This window comes from Providencia sp. PROV197, assembly GCF_028479625.1.
In the GTDB taxonomy this organism is placed as follows: Bacteria; Pseudomonadota; Gammaproteobacteria; order Enterobacterales; family Enterobacteriaceae; genus Providencia; species Providencia vermicola.
Window position 1 is genome coordinate 172811 of record NZ_JAMPNZ010000020.1, and the last position, 14667, is coordinate 187477.

The 14667-nt window shown below is 43.2% G+C and carries 11 protein-coding genes; 3 read left to right on the forward strand and 8 right to left on the reverse strand.

The window, feature by feature from the left end; all coding sequences use genetic code 11:
* Positions 1-89: 89 nt before the first annotated feature.
* The gene (gene narX, locus PR808_RS11890) at positions 90-1817 is read left to right on the forward strand and encodes a nitrate/nitrite two-component system sensor histidine kinase NarX (protein ID WP_272539359.1); all 1728 of its coding nucleotides are present in this window, start codon (positions 90-92) and stop codon (positions 1815-1817) included.
* A 21-nt stretch (positions 1818-1838) separates the two neighbouring features.
* A complete protein-coding gene (gene narL, locus PR808_RS11895) occupies positions 1839-2495 on the forward strand; it encodes a two-component system response regulator NarL (protein ID WP_206083354.1) in 657 nt (218 codons plus the stop codon).
* Between the two features lie 3 nt (positions 2496-2498).
* Here the strand turns inward: narL and PR808_RS11900 are convergent, their stop codons facing one another.
* From PR808_RS11900 to PR808_RS11930, 7 genes are all read right to left on the reverse strand, one after another.
* Positions 2499-3653 carry a CdaR family transcriptional regulator gene (locus tag PR808_RS11900; protein ID WP_272539360.1) on the reverse strand — a complete coding sequence of 385 codons (1155 nt, stop codon included), beginning with the start codon at positions 3651-3653 and terminating at the stop codon, positions 2499-2501.
* Between the two features lie 25 nt (positions 3654-3678).
* Positions 3679-4830, reverse strand: coding sequence for a glycerate kinase (locus tag PR808_RS11905; RefSeq protein ID WP_206083352.1), 1152 nt, complete (start codon positions 4828-4830; stop codon positions 3679-3681).
* A gap of 33 nt (positions 4831-4863) precedes the next feature.
* Complete coding sequence (locus PR808_RS11910) at positions 4864-6204, reverse strand: MFS transporter (protein ID WP_206083351.1); 1341 nt, start codon at positions 6202-6204, stop codon at positions 4864-4866.
* Between the two features lie 120 nt (positions 6205-6324).
* Positions 6325-7509, reverse strand: a complete 1185-nt coding sequence (locus PR808_RS11915; RefSeq protein WP_206083350.1) for a thiolase family protein — start codon at positions 7507-7509, stop codon at positions 6325-6327.
* Positions 7510-7518: 9 nt separating this feature from the next.
* Positions 7519-8256 (reverse strand): 3-oxoacyl-ACP reductase FabG, encoded by a 738-nt coding sequence (fabG, locus tag PR808_RS11920; RefSeq protein ID WP_272539361.1) that lies wholly within the window; start codon positions 8254-8256, stop codon positions 7519-7521.
* A gap of 26 nt (positions 8257-8282) precedes the next feature.
* Complete coding sequence (locus PR808_RS11925; protein ID WP_206083348.1) at positions 8283-9851, reverse strand: acyl CoA:acetate/3-ketoacid CoA transferase; 1569 nt, start codon at positions 9849-9851, stop codon at positions 8283-8285.
* Between the two features lie 67 nt (positions 9852-9918).
* Complete coding sequence (locus tag PR808_RS11930; protein ID WP_272539362.1) at positions 9919-11436, reverse strand: class I adenylate-forming enzyme family protein; 1518 nt, start codon at positions 11434-11436, stop codon at positions 9919-9921.
* 481 nt (positions 11437-11917) lie between these two features.
* Here PR808_RS11930 and yghU point away from each other — a divergent pair, with 481 nt between their 5' ends.
* Positions 11918-12757: a glutathione-dependent disulfide-bond oxidoreductase gene (gene yghU, locus PR808_RS11935; protein ID WP_272539363.1), complete on the forward strand. Its 840-nt coding sequence runs from the start codon at positions 11918-11920 to the stop codon at positions 12755-12757.
* A 206-nt stretch (positions 12758-12963) separates the two neighbouring features.
* Here the strand turns inward: yghU and PR808_RS11940 are convergent, their stop codons facing one another.
* Entirely contained in the window at positions 12964-14622 is a 1659-nt protein-coding gene (locus PR808_RS11940; protein WP_272539364.1) for an ABC transporter permease, read from the reverse strand.
* Between the last annotated feature and the right edge of the window lie 45 nt (positions 14623-14667).

Genomic DNA, 14667 nt, shown 5'->3' on the forward strand with positions numbered 1-14667 from the left:
AGTGGCATATTCAATTTTGTCTAATAGAGGAACAATAATAGCGTTATAAAAAATATTGAATAATGATGTCATGGAATTAAGGATTATGTATGCCAACTGCGAACCGCCGATTTTCAATCATTAACCAAGTTATTGGCTTAATGTTATTGATTGCTGTACTCGGTATTATTGGCATGACAATTTCCAACCAAATGATTATTAGCGTGCAAGGGAACGCTCACGCAATAAATAAATCGGGGTCGCTAAGAATGCAAAGTTATCACTTGCTTTCATTAACACCACTCAATACCTATTCGGATATTTATCTGAATGAACTTGAACATGATTTATTAAGCCCTGAATTAACCCAAGTGGTCGAAATAGAGGATTTAACTAATCTATTTAGCGAGCTTCACCAATATTGGCTAAACGACTTAAGACCTGCGCTAGCAAAAGCCAATTCCCCCAATGATGCACGTTTTGAGGTTATCACTTTTGTTAATAAAATCGATGAGTTAGTAAAAAGTATCGATGAAAAAACAGAACGTAAAATGACCTATGTCGCCATGACACAAATGGTGTTTATCGGCCTCGTTTCTCTATTATTACTCTTCACCATTTGCCATTTTAGGAAGAAAATTTATTACCCTTGGCTAAAACTGTTAAATATGGTGAATGCGATTAGTCATCGGGATTTTAGCCAACGTTATCCAACGTATAAAAAACATGATGAGCTTAGCGCTCTTGGACAAACATTAAACCAAATGTCTGATGAATTAGCGCAAAGTTACCGTCAATTAGAGTCTCGTGTCGAAGAAAAAACGGCAGACTTACAGAATAAAAACAAAGTATTGCTGTACCTGTATCAATCAAATCGTACCTTGCATTCCATCGACCCACTGGCGGTACGCCTAGAAAAAGTACTGATAGAACTACAAAACCTAATCCCCCTTAAAAATATTAGCTTGCGGCTATATGAAGAAAATAACGATACCTATTTTCATGACATCCACTGTGGTGAATTTCCAGCCCCTGAAACCGTGGAACATCCAACAATGTTATCGTGGGATATCTCCGATAATTTACACCGCTATGGGGTTATCCTAGCTGAGATCTCAATAGATAGGCCTTTATCCGATGAGCAAAATAATTTAGTGCTAATGTTGGTCAAACAAATCACTGGTATGTTAGCAATGGCGCACCAATTAGAGCAGCAACAACAATTGCTAATTATGGATGAACGCTCGGCAATCGCCAGAGAACTCCATGACTCTATTGCCCAATCGTTATCATGTTTAAAAATGCAAATTAGCTATCTGCAAATGCAGCCAGAATCTTTGCCCAATAAACAACAAGATTTACTCAATGAAATGCGCAATGAAATTAACTCTGCTTATAGCCAATTACGTGAATTATTAACCACTTTTAGGTTAAAGCTCACTGAACCAGGTTTATTGCCCTCTTTAGAAAGTACTATCAATGAATTTAGCCAACGTGTTGGCTTTGAAATAAATTTGAATTACCAACTGCCAGCAAAAAGCATTTCGCCACACCAAGCTATTCATATCATACAGATAATCCGAGAAGCCTTGAGCAATATTCTCAAGCACGCCAATGCAAATTGGTCGCAAGTTTCGTTATTCGAAAATGCAGACGTTATCACCGTCACCATTGAAGATAATGGTGACGGTATTCAACCCCAGCCCACGAAAAATAACCATTATGGACTGATTATCATGAGGGAAAGGGCTCTGAGCTTAAACGGAGAATACCAAATTGCACCTCGTGTTCAGGGGGGAACAACAGTCAGTGTCACATTCCCACTCGCTGTGGCTTAATTAAATTGGAGTTACTTGTTGATGGAAAACAAAAATATCACCACTGGCCAATCCACAATTTTACTCATTGATGATCATCCGATGCTGCGTAATGGGGTTAAGCAACTAATCAGCTTAGAGCCGACATTGCGAGTCATTGGGGAAGCTGATGACGGAGAAACAGGCATTAAAATCGCCGAAGAATATGATCCGGATTTAATCCTATTAGACTTAAATATGCCAGGAATGAACGGGTTTGAAGTCCTCTGCAATTTACGCAACCACGAACTTTCTGGCCGCATTATTTTATTCACCGTTTCTAACTATGGTGAAGATTTAATTAATGCGCTAAAACACGGTGCTGATGGCTATTTATTAAAAGATATGGAACCCGAAAAACTCATTGTTGCATTGAAAGAAGCCGCCAGCGGTAAAATGGTTGTCAGTCCAACATTAGCCTCTGTTTTAGCCGAATCATTAAGAGATAATCGCACATCTACTGAACATAATTTATCGGTACTCACCCCAAGAGAAACGCATATTTTAGATTTAATCTCACGGGGGCTATCCAATAAGCAGATTGCCAATAAATTAAATATTACGGAGAGTACCGTTAAAGTACATGTGAAGCATTTACTGAAAAAACTCAATTTAAAATCGCGTATTGAAGCCGCTATTTGGGTTTTACAGCAAAAGTAATAATTAGGTTAATGCATCTAACCATGGCTGCTGTTTTGGGTAACGCCGACGGTAGCCATGCATCGCCACCGATAATTGAATCAAATCAGTGAATTTTGTTGGGTCTAGCCCCGTTTGCTTTTTAATTTGTTGTAGCCGATAACTTAACGTGTTGCGGTGAATACCAAGCTGCAAAGCGGTATTACCAATTTCACCATTTTGCGATAAAAATAACTCTAACGTTTCCAACAAACTTTCCCCTGAATCATGCAATAAAATTTTGTTGCAAATATCCAAAAAGAAATTAAATAAATAACTGTTTTCTAACTCATTAAATAAACAAAATGAAGCCATTTCTTTAAATAAGAAAACCTGTTTTTCAGGGACTGTCTGACGTCCCACATCAATCACTGAGCGAGCAAAATGCACCGCATCACGCACATGTTCTTCGCTATCGGCTTGCACACCAACACCAATATAGTACTGACTCAGTTGACCATCCAAAATAAAATGTAGGTTAGGAATAAATGATTCATTTTGATAGTGTTTTGAGGGAAATAGCATCAATACTTCACGGCTATTGAGTAGCAATACATCACTTTTTTCCATCGCCGATAATTCTGTAATGATGGTATCTAAGATTTCAGGGCGATATTGAATGGCTTCAATATTAATAATCACTGGGATCGTGGGTAGCGAAAACGAAAAACCTGAGTTATGCAGCTTTAATAATGCACTACGCCCCTGAATAGGTGTGGTACTTTCAATAAACTGAACAAATAACATATCCCGTAAGCGGTGCTGCCAATTGATGCTACGACGCTCAATTTCTTGCTGAATAAGTAACTCCGCGGTAAGAATCGCTAATTCCGCATAACGCTGAATAACCACGGGATCACCACTCACGCCAATCACCAACTCCACTTTGTCAGCCACAATAATCGGATGATTGATCCCTGGGGCTACATTAGAATAAGCACGGGCTTCATTTTCATTGTAAATCGTGATCCGTTTGCCGCAGCGGATCACCTCCACTGCGGCTTCATGTGTTTCACCAATACGTTTTTTTTCACCTGAAGCGATAATCATCCCCTGACTGTTAATCACATTGACGTTGTGGTGGATGATCCCCATCGCACGCGTGACAATATCATTAGCTAATTTTTCAGTCAGTAGCATATTACCGCCTCATCTTATTGTTTTATTAAATTTTTTGGCTTGCTAATACTGTTCTTAGTAAGTTTTCAGCGGTATCCACTAGGTAACGCTCTCCATTAACCATCGCTTGCTCTAAAGAAACAGGTCCAGGGCAAAGTGACCACATCGCCGTAATCCCGTGTTGATACAAAATTCGACTATCCTCACTGTATCCACCGCATAAGGCGATTGTCGGCACACCAAAGCGGCTTGCCATACGGGCGACACCGACGGGTGCTTTACCGTTGGCACTTTGGCTGTCCATCCGCCCCTCTCCAACAATCACTAAGTCTGCTTGTTGAATATAAGCCTCTGCACCCAATAACCCGAGAACAAGGTCAATCCCTTTTTCGAGCTTAGCATCGACAAACCAACGCAATCCTGCACCGAGTCCACCAGCCGCGCCACTTCCCGCTTCTGATGAGACATCTTTCCCTAAGGTGCTCGACATTAATTGTGCATAATGCGTCATACCTGCTTCCAGCTGGTCTAGTACAGTTTTATCAGCCCCTTTTTGTGGGCCATAAATATACGTTGCTCCATTTTTGCCGAGCAGCGGATTTTCCACATCACAAGATACGTTAAATTCAACAGCCGCAGCACGAGGATCGAACTTATCCAAGTCAATTTTTGCGATATTAATAAGGTTCTCACCATTTATTGGCGAGCTAATCAGTTGATGGTTTTTATCGTAAAATTGTGCGCCAAGTGCTTGCGCAAAGCCCGCCCCGCCATCGTTTGTTGCACTTCCACCTATACCAAGAATAATGCGGTTGCACCCCAAGTCGAGGGCATATTTCACCATTTCCCCCAAACCGTATGTTGAGGCTTTTTCTGCATGGCGAAATTCAGGTTTGACAAGCTCTAGGCCACTGCATTGTGCCATTTCAATAAAAGCGGTTTTTCCGTCCAGCACCAACAGCCGTGCATCAACTTGGCTGCCATAAGGTCCTGTACACGTCAATATGTAAGGCGTTACACCAGATAAAACTGGACTATGCTCTAGTGACTCCAACAGGCCTTCTCCGCCATCAGATATTGGCAATAACGTCATATCCAAATCGGAGGATACACGCTTGAAACCCTCAGCAACTGCTTGGCATGCCTGCTGTGCTGAGCAACTTCCTTTAAAGGAATCAAGTGCGATAACAATTTTCATGTAGGCTTTCCTATTGTAAATGGCGATGTTGCGTTATTTTGCTTGTACCGATGTTGGCGTTTTTACTTTCTCGCTGTTGCTCATACCGTTGGTGTTCACTCGCGAAGCGATAAGTGTTCCGATAACCAACAAGCCAACACCAAACCATAATCCAGAGGTGGCAGTGCCTGTGTAATCTTCAAAGAAACCTAAAATAAATGGTCCTAAGAAACCGCCAAACAACCCTAAACAGTTCAGTAAGGCCAAACTCCCTGCCAGCATACTACCACTCATATACGTTGGTGGAAGTGAGAAAATAATAGATTGCACAACAAAGAACATAAAGGCAGTTAAGCAAAAGCCGATTAGCCCAACCACTGGCCCGCCAAGTGCCCCAATCACCAATCCAACAGCCATCACCGCATAACCCGAAATTAAAATGCGGGACGAACGACGCGGAGTATTCGCTTTTCTTGCCACAAAAATGCCGCCAATAGCCGCTGAAATCCAAGGAATTGCCGTTAATAAGCCTATTTGAATTGGCGTTAATTTACCGTATTCACCAATAATCGTTGGTAAAAAATAACTTAAGCCGTATACAGAGAATTGGTGCGTAAAATAAATCGCGACAATCATCATAAACGCTTTATTTTTAAATGCCGCCTTAAGTGAGAATTTGTTATTACTGACGCTAATGCTGTTTTGGTCTTGCTCGTGTTTATATTTAATATAATTCCGATCGTCTTCATCTAACCATTTTGCGTCTTCTGGTTTATTCGGTAAAACAAACCACACGACAAAAGCCAAAATAACCGCAGGTAAACCTTCAATCACAAACATCCATTGCCAACCATGGAAACCTAATAGCCCATCCATGCTTAACAATAAACCACTCAATGGTGCACCAATGATATTGGCAAGACACACCCCTAATAAGAATAACCCTGTTGCTTTAGCCCGTTCTTCTTGGCTAAACCAGTAGGTCATATACAGGATCACACCAGGGTATAACCCCGCTTCTGCTGCCCCTAATAATAGGCGCAGAATATAAAAAGACGTAGGCCCTGTAACGAATGCCATTGCGGCAGACAATAACCCCCACGTGATCATGATCCGCGTGATCCAAAAGCGCGCACCCACTTTTTCCATGATCAGGTTACTTGGGATCTCAAGAATTGAATAGGTCAGGAAAAATAACCCCGCGCCGATCCCGAATGCCGTGGCAGATAATCCGAGGTCTATCGACATCGCATGTTTTGCCATCCCGATATTCGTGCGGTCAATAAAGCTAATAATATAAGCCAAAATCAATAACGGCATCAGGTTGCGATATATCTTTGCGTTGGTCTTTTTACCCTGTGCCGCATAATCTAACTTTGCATTTGTAGAAAACATAGATAAGATCCTCATGTTGCAGTGAAACAGGCTTGGTGCTTTCTTACATTCCCCTACCTGTTGTTATTACCTCAGCAACAGCCCGACGCCCCACGTCGGGCTTTTTACTTGCGGTATTTCTTATTCTCTTTCGAACAACATTGATATCCCTTGACCACCACCGATACACATCGTCACTAACCCTGTAGTAACCTGACGGCGTTCCATTTCATACATTAACTTAACGGGTAAAATCGCCCCACTCGCCCCAACGGGGTGACCCAGTGCAATCGCGCCGCCATTCACATTGACCCGTGAACTATCTAATGACAAATCATTCATAACTGCTATCGCCTGAGCGGCAAAAGCTTCATTTAACTCAATGAGATCAATGTCTTTGACATCCATCTTTATTTTTTCCATCAAGCGGCGTGTCGCAGGTGCGGGACCGAACCCCATAATGGCGGCTTCACATCCTGCAACCGCCCAATCCACCACTTTCATTCGTGGCTTCAAACCACGTTTTTCCGCTTCTTCGCGGCGCATCATCACTAATGCCGCTGCACCATCATTAATCCCTGAAGAGTTGGCTGCAGTAATCACACCATCCGCTTTAAATGCAGGGCGTAATTTTGCCAGTTTTTCCCTTGGCGTATCTCGTGGGTGTTCATCCGTATCGAAAATACGTGTCCCTTTACGCCCTTCTTGAATTTCCATCGGCAGGATTTGATCTTTAAAGTAACCTGCTTCGATGGCTTTCAGCGCTTTTTGCTGACTATCCCAGGCAAAATCATCCATTTCCTCACGGGAAATATTAAATTGCTCTGCGACATTTTCCGCCGTCATCCCGTTGTGGTATGGGCCTTCAGGCCAAGTTAAAATCGACGTCAATCCATCTTCTAAAACATCATTGCCCATGCGGTAGCCATAACGCGCTTTACGCAAGTAGTACGGCAGCATGGTCATGTTTTCCGTTCCGCATGCCACAACCACATTCGACTGCCCTGTTTGCAACAACATCATGCCATCTGCCAGTGCCTGTAGCCCCGAGCCACATTGGCGGTTAACAGAATAAGCGGTAGTTTCTTTTGGTAAGCCAGCACGTAGTTGACAGATCCGCGCAATAAAACCGCTTTCTGCGATTTGCCCCACGTTTCCGACAATCACTTCATCCACATCTTCTGGTGCGATCCCTGCACGTTTTACGGCTTCACGGATCACTTCAGCCCCTAAATCGTGTTGGTGCGTGTTCGCAAAACTGCCACCCATAGTACCAATCGCCGTTCTCACACCACTGACAATCACAATATCATTTGCGTTTTTCATTCTGTTCTCCTACAGCACCATACCGCCGCCAACGTTAATCACTTCGCCATTGATATAGCGCGCTTTGTCTGACGCTAAGAACGCCACACATTGCCCAACGTCTCGTGGGTCACCCGCAAAGCCCGCAGGGATTTTGCTGATCATGATGTCCCACACTTTTTCAGGCACACCCCGGGTCATGTCAGTATCAATAAACCCAGGGCAGATAGCATTGACGGTGACGCCTTTACGCGCCAATTCGCGACAAGCGGTTTTCGTTAAGCCGATAACCCCTGCTTTTGAGGCTGCATAGTTAGCTTGCCCCACATTTCCTAACCAGCTTGCGGAAGAGATATTCACAATGCGACCACTTCCTTGCTCGCGCATCAATTTTGCTGCTTCTTGCATACAGTTAAACGTGCCTTTCAAGTTAATGTCGATAACCTTATCCCAATCGTCGTCACTTAACTTATGCAGCATGCCATCACGGTTGATCCCTGCGTTATTGACAATCACGTCAATGGCGCCAAAGTGTTCTTTAGCTTGTGAAAAGAGTGCATTTACTTGCTCGCGTTTGGAAATATCACACGGGATAAACACGGCTTCAAAGCCTTGAGCCTGTAGCTGTTTTGCGCTTTCTTCACCAGAGGACATCGCGAGGTCGGAAATCACCACTTTTGCACCTTCTTCTGCCAGTACCTGTGCAATAGCAAAACCAATACCTCTTGCTGAGCCCGTGACGATGGCAACTTTGTCTTTGACTAACATAAATAAATTCCTCTTTAATATTGAAACTATAAATACGAAACCAAACCAAAAGGCGCTTCTTCAAATAATGAAGAGGACATCACTTTCAAATCAGGGGAGATTTCTGGCACGAAATCCATATGGGCAAGAATGTCACGCTCAATGTCAATCCCTGGTGCGATTTCAACCAATACAGGCACTTTTCCACCCAAGGTAAATACCGCACGCTCCGTGACAAAATGCATGGTTTGGTTAATCTGGCGTGCCACATCTGCGTTCCAAGAAATCTGCCTAACGTTATTCACCAACTTACGAATATCCCCTTCACGGGTAATCTTTAACTGCCCGTTTTCACAGTGGATATCTAACCCTTTCGCAGTAAATGTTGAGCAAAAAACCACATGGCGGGCATTTTGTGTGATATCAATAAACCCACCTGCTCCTGGGCAAATATTGCCAAGTAAAGTGGCATTCACATGGCCGCTGGCATCCATTTCCCCTGCGCCCATATAGGTGATATCTACCCCCGCCCCGTTGTAGTAAAGCATCTGATCTTGGTGGCTGATCATCGCAGACAGGTTGCGGCCAATACCAAAATCAATCCCCCCCGCTTGAACTCCGCCCCAAATGCCAGATTCCACAGTGATATCCACGCATTTCGTGGCCTCTTCCTCTTGAATGATTGAACCGATCACATCATTCGGGATCCCTGTCCCTAAGTTAATCACACAGTTTTCAGTGAGGTAACGACAGGCGATACGCCCGATCAACTTGCGAATATCGAGCGGCAATGGTGTGGTTTGCTGTACAGGCGTGCGGATATCACCGCACAGTGTTGGGTCAAAGAACCAACTTGAAGACTGGCGGTGGTCTTCTTCTGGGTTATCACAAATCACAATGTGGTCAATAAAACTGGCAGGAACAGTAACGCGTTTCGGGTGCAAAGTGCCTTCTTCCACGCAATACTTCACCTGAGCAATGACTTTCCCACCGAAGCGTTTTGCCGCTAAAACCGCATGCAACACTTCCAACGACATGGCTTCTTCATCAGTGGTCAGGTTGCCTTTGCTGTCTGCATGCGTACCGCGGATCACCACAACATCCAGCGGAATTTCGGGGTACCACAACCAATCTTCCCCTTTAAAACTCACTTTTTCGACCAGCGGTGGCAGTGCTAGCGTTTTAGCATTCATTCGGCCGCCTTCTAAATCAGGGTCAATAAATGTCCCTAAACCGACTTTGGATAAACGACCAGGAAGACCTGCTGCCATCGCGCCATACAAATGCACCATTTGCCCTTGAGGTAAGCAGTAGGCCTCAACTTCATTGTCGTTGATCATCTGCATCCAACGCGGCGCTAATCCCCAGTGAGAGCCAATAATACGTTTCACCATGCCTTGATGTGCAAAATGTTGATTACCGCGAATACGGTTACATTGCCCTGCCGCATGCACTAACGTTAATTGTTTTGGCGAACCTTCTGATAAAAAACGCTGTTCAATGGCAGACAAAATAGACTCAGCTGCGCTGGTTAATGTCATTCCCACAGTACAAATTGTATCGCCATCATTAATTAATTCAGCGGCTTCTTGTTTAGAGATAAACTTATTATTCATGATAAAACCTACCTAAAGGCTAATATTTCATAGCCCTTTATTTGATAAATTAAAAAAGAATTAGCTGTTAGCTATTTAAAGAATAATATCGATGTTTTAAATCTTTCTTACTTATTTTCCCATTCCATGTTCTTGGGAAATTACGGGTAAACATAATTTTTACAGGGACTTTATAATTAGGTATCCGTTCTTTTAGCCATTCCATAATTTCTTTACTGGTTAAACACACTTGGCTTTCTGGAATAATAAACGCTATTGGTTCTTCACCATAAATTGGGCTTTCTACTGGAATAACGGCGACTTCATTGACACCAGGGTAATTGGAAATTAAATCTTCAACTTCGATAGAATAAATTTTTTCCCCACCTCGATTAATCATATCTTTAATTCTATCTTGAATATAAAGAAAGCCGTCTTCATCCAGATAACCAATATCCCCAGTAAAGAACCACCCATCCTGAAACGACGTGGTATTTGCAGGGCTATCAGGCCAATAACGCTGGATGACAACATCCCCTTTAACCCAAATATTCCCAGTTTCATTTACCTGTTTTTCTTCACCCTTTTCACTTCTAATCGAAACTTTCAGCCCTGGAACTGGTGTGCCTGAACTGGCTTTTTTCGGGCTGTTTCGAATATCATCTAAATATACCGTTGCAGGGGACGATGTTTCCGTTAAACCATATATAGAATGAATTGATGTTTTTGCAAAAATATAAGATAGCTCTTTAATCGTTCCTTCATTTAAATGCCCTGCACCGCAGGCAATCATTTTCAACGAATTAAATCTTTCTAAATTAATGCTTTTATTTTCTTTTATCTTTTGAACTAATAAAATGAAAACTGTCGGCGAGCCATGTAAAAAAGTAATTTTTTCTTTCGCAATTGTTGAAATCATTTCTTTAGCATTAAATTTTTGATGTAGAAAAATAGTTCCACCAATATGAATAAATAATGCCAAAATAGCCGATAGCCCAGTAATATGGTAAATCGGTACGGCTAATATCGTTTTATCATTTTCAGTTAATTTTAATGTTTGTTGATAAGCATAAACCGCTGACAAAATATTTTTATGCGTAATGACTGCACCTTTTGGTGCCCCTGTTGTCCCTGATGTAAAAATAATGACGGCGGGGTCTTCTTCATTAACATGATTCACAAACGTCATTTCATCCGTCAGTGTTAATGCTTTCCATTGAGAAAGGCTGATACCTTTCACATTAAAGTCCCCCAACCATGGCTGGTAGGTATCATCCCAAAAAATGGCATCTGCATTAATACGTGAAAGATGCTCTTTGCCCTCAAACTCCTTCATTTTGGTGCTTAATGGAATAACCTGAATACCCAGCCCCACCGCCGCATAAAATAGCTGGCAAAACTCTATGGTGTTTCCCCACCCCAAAATAATACGGTCGCCTTTTCGCAATTGTAGGGTCGATGTTAGCCAAAACATCGTTTGGTTGACCTTCACCAATAACTGGCGATAACGCCAATGCTGCTCTTCAAAAACAATAGCGACAGCATCAGGCTGCGTGTTTGCCCTATTTAATAGGCTTTGATAGATATTTGAATTTGATGCAAACATGGGCGCACTCCAACCAACGGATATCTCTTATTGGTATTCAATGTATAAAATGCCCCCTGCGAAATTAGTGCCAATGTTCACATATTGTTCACATCCTTTTTTTAATTGGATTAGTTATTTGCACAATTCGTTTGTTAAATATTTTTCGCTTAAGTGTCAATTAAAGGTGTTTTTTTGATTGCCGAGATAAATATTTACCTTTAGTTATCAACTTAACACTTAAGCTATCTCAGCTTAAGGGAGATTTTTTTACTGACTCGTTGTGCGCATTAACAACACCAGCGTAATTTCACCAATCAGATTTTATGCAAAAAAACCATTCTGTTTAAAGATGGAGTTCATGCACGCTGCACAGTTCACAACCTGATCACACCTAAAAATCGATAAAAAAGCTGGCGAATTGGCAATGGCTTGCTACAGTGGAACCATTAGCAATGGGATTATTGAATCAAATTCTTCGAAATAATTAAGGAGATAATCAATGGCAGACACACCGTATATTCCACCAAAAGTATGGCAATGGCAGCAAGGCAATGGCGGCAAATTTGCCAATATTAACCGCCCTGTTTCTGGTGCCACACACGAAAAAGAACTTCCAATTGGTAAGCACCCACTACAGCTCTATTCACTAGGCACACCTAACGGGCAAAAAGTGACAATTATGCTTGAGGAGCTGTTAGCGCTGGGAATTCAAGAAGCCGAATATGATGCCTGGTTGATTAATATTGGTGAAGGTGACCAATTTAGTTCTGGGTTTGTGGATATCAACCCGAATTCAAAAATCCCTGCATTAGTCGACAGAAGTGGTAAAGAACCTATCCGCGTGTTCGAATCAGGTTCAATTCTTACCTATTTGGCGGAAAAATTTTCTGCCTTTTTACCTACCACACAGCCTGAGCGCGCCGAAACATTATCGTGGTTATTTTGGCAGATGGGCTCAGCCCCCTTTGCGGGAGGCGGTTTCGGTCATTTTTACGCCTATGCCCCTGAAAAATACGAATACCCAATCAATCGATTTGCCATGGAAACCAAGCGCCAGCTTGACGTGTTAGACAAACGCCTAGCAGACAATAAATACGTGGCAGGTGATAACTACACTATCGCTGATATCGCCATCTGGCCGTGGTATGGCGCCTTAGTCAAAGGCTGGCTATATGACGCCGCCGAGTTTTTATCAGTGCATGAGTACAAAAATGTCATTCGCTGGGCAGATGAAGTTTATGCACGCCCTGCAGTACAACGCGGCCGCCGCGTCAATCGCTTACAAGGCGACCCCGCACAACAAGTACGCGAACGCCACGATGCGAGTGATATTAACTAACCAATATCATCAAGGTGGCATATTGCCACTTTCAGAATGCTGACAAACCGATCAGGTTTGACTACAGACTGGATAGGTTTTGAAAATAAATTAGGAAAATCAATTTATTGATTTTCGGCTGATAACACAAAGCAGGAAAAACCACGCTTTATCCTGCTTTGTCAACAAACTAAAGGTGGCATATTGCCACCTTTAGTTCTTCCACATTATTCTTTGCTATACCGCCCCTGTACCCATTGTGCGCACAGCATCAAACTTAAACTGATCAACACTGCGATGCAGGCCATCGCCATGCCGCTGCCGATGGAGCCTTGCTCAAACTGCCGCCACACAAAGATAGATACCGTCTGCATTCCTGCGGGAGCGAGTAAAAGTGAGGAAACGAGTTCCCTCGATGCCACGGCAAATACCAACATCATCGCGGCCAATAAGCTTGGCAACACTAATGGGAACAGCACCAAACGCAATGTCGTTATTGCAGATGCGCCGTGTACTCGCGCGGCATCCGCTAAACTACCACCAATTTGAGTTAGCGCTGCGCTGCAATACCGCACGGGATATGGCAACAACAAACAACTGTAAGCAAGCAATAAAATGCCCCAAGTATGGTATGGCGTGACAGGCCAGAAAGGCTGATTCCACGCCAAAATCATCCCTACGGCAATCACTATCCCTGGAATGGAAATGGGTAATAAAGACAAGGCATCAATGATAACAGCCCCACGGATACGTTGAGAAACCACCAGCCACGCAGATAAAAACCCTAAAACCCCCGTTAATATCGCTGTTGCGCTGGCTAATGACACACTGGTTAATAACGCATCTAGCGCTTCCGCTTGGGAGTCAACCAAACCAGAGAAATGCCTTAAGGTTAAATTATCCCATGCTAAACCGCCTGAGACCGTCGATGAAAATGCGGTACCAAACATTGCCAGTAGCGGCATCCCGACGGCTAAAAAGCTCACCACTGCAAATACCCCGACAACAGGCCAACGCCATACCCCAAGAGAGCGTGTCACCAACGCCGCGGCTTTCCCTGTCGTCGTCGCCACATTTTTCCCCGAAACAATAGAACGTTGTAGCGTATAAGCAAAAATAGCCACACTCGCCAAAATCAACGATAACGACGCCGCACCAGGTAAATCAATCGGCCAATCCGCTAAACGCTGTTCAATATCCGTTGTTAATACACGAATACCATTCGGTGCGCCTATTGCAGCAGGGATGCCATATTCTTCAATCGCTAAGGTAAACACCAACAATAACCCAGCCGCTATTGACGGTAAGGATAACGGAAAGGTAATCCTGAAAAAGGCCTGCCAAGGCGGTGCGCCATGAACTCGAGCCACATCAGCAAGACGGTTACCATTTGCCGCCATACTGCGTGAAACGGCAAAGTACAGCACAGGAAATAAATTCAGCGCCATAATTCCCATCATACCACCTAAGGAAAATATCGCGCTTCCTGGGCTAACACCAAACAACTGTTGGGAATACCCATTCGGCTGCAATGTCAGCATCCATGATAACCCTGCAATATAGGGTGGGATCAAAAATGGGATCAGAAAAAGTAAATCCCAAGTCTTGGCAAACGGCAAATTAAATAAGCCTCGCAACGCCCCTAAAGGGATCGCAATTACCGCACTAATGAGTGCAACGCCGACGCCGAGCAATAATGTGTTTTGTAGTAGTTCGGGTAACTCAGGCTCATTAATTAAATGAATAATCGGCGCGAACGGTTGGGAAAATAGCCCTTGCCCGAGTTGTGGAAACAGCGCCTGTAGCACAATAAAGCACAGAGGGATCACCACTAAAATGGCGAGTGCAATAATGATGATTAAAGGGAGGAAACGAATTTTTATCATTAGAAACAACACTCCTGCTGGGTAAGAGGCCTACCCAGCGGTTTG

What these genes read in the sequence shown, in the direction of transcription:
- PR808_RS11925 (WP_206083348.1), bottom strand. Translation starts at nt 9,851, where the DNA reads ATGAATAATAAGTTTATCTCTAAACAAGAAGCCGCTGAATTAATTAAT.
- PR808_RS11940 (WP_272539364.1), bottom strand. Translation starts at nt 14,622, where the DNA reads ATGATAAAAATTCGTTTCCTCCCTTTAATCATCATTATTGCACTCGCC.
- PR808_RS11910 (WP_206083351.1), bottom strand. Translation starts at nt 6,204, where the DNA reads ATGTTTTCTACAAATGCAAAGTTAGATTATGCGGCACAGGGTAAAAAG.
- PR808_RS11905 (WP_206083352.1), bottom strand. Translation starts at nt 4,830, where the DNA reads ATGAAAATTGTTATCGCACTTGATTCCTTTAAAGGAAGTTGCTCAGCA.
- narX (WP_272539359.1), top strand. Translation starts at nt 90, where the DNA reads ATGCCAACTGCGAACCGCCGATTTTCAATCATTAACCAAGTTATTGGC.
- yghU (WP_272539363.1), top strand. Translation starts at nt 11,918, where the DNA reads ATGGCAGACACACCGTATATTCCACCAAAAGTATGGCAATGGCAGCAA.
- PR808_RS11915 (WP_206083350.1), bottom strand. Translation starts at nt 7,509, where the DNA reads ATGAAAAACGCAAATGATATTGTGATTGTCAGTGGTGTGAGAACGGCG.
- narL (WP_206083354.1), top strand. Translation starts at nt 1,839, where the DNA reads ATGGAAAACAAAAATATCACCACTGGCCAATCCACAATTTTACTCATT.
- PR808_RS11930 (WP_272539362.1), bottom strand. Translation starts at nt 11,436, where the DNA reads ATGTTTGCATCAAATTCAAATATCTATCAAAGCCTATTAAATAGGGCA.
- PR808_RS11900 (WP_272539360.1), bottom strand. Translation starts at nt 3,653, where the DNA reads ATGCTACTGACTGAAAAATTAGCTAATGATATTGTCACGCGTGCGATG.
- fabG (WP_272539361.1), bottom strand. Translation starts at nt 8,256, where the DNA reads ATGTTAGTCAAAGACAAAGTTGCCATCGTCACGGGCTCAGCAAGAGGT.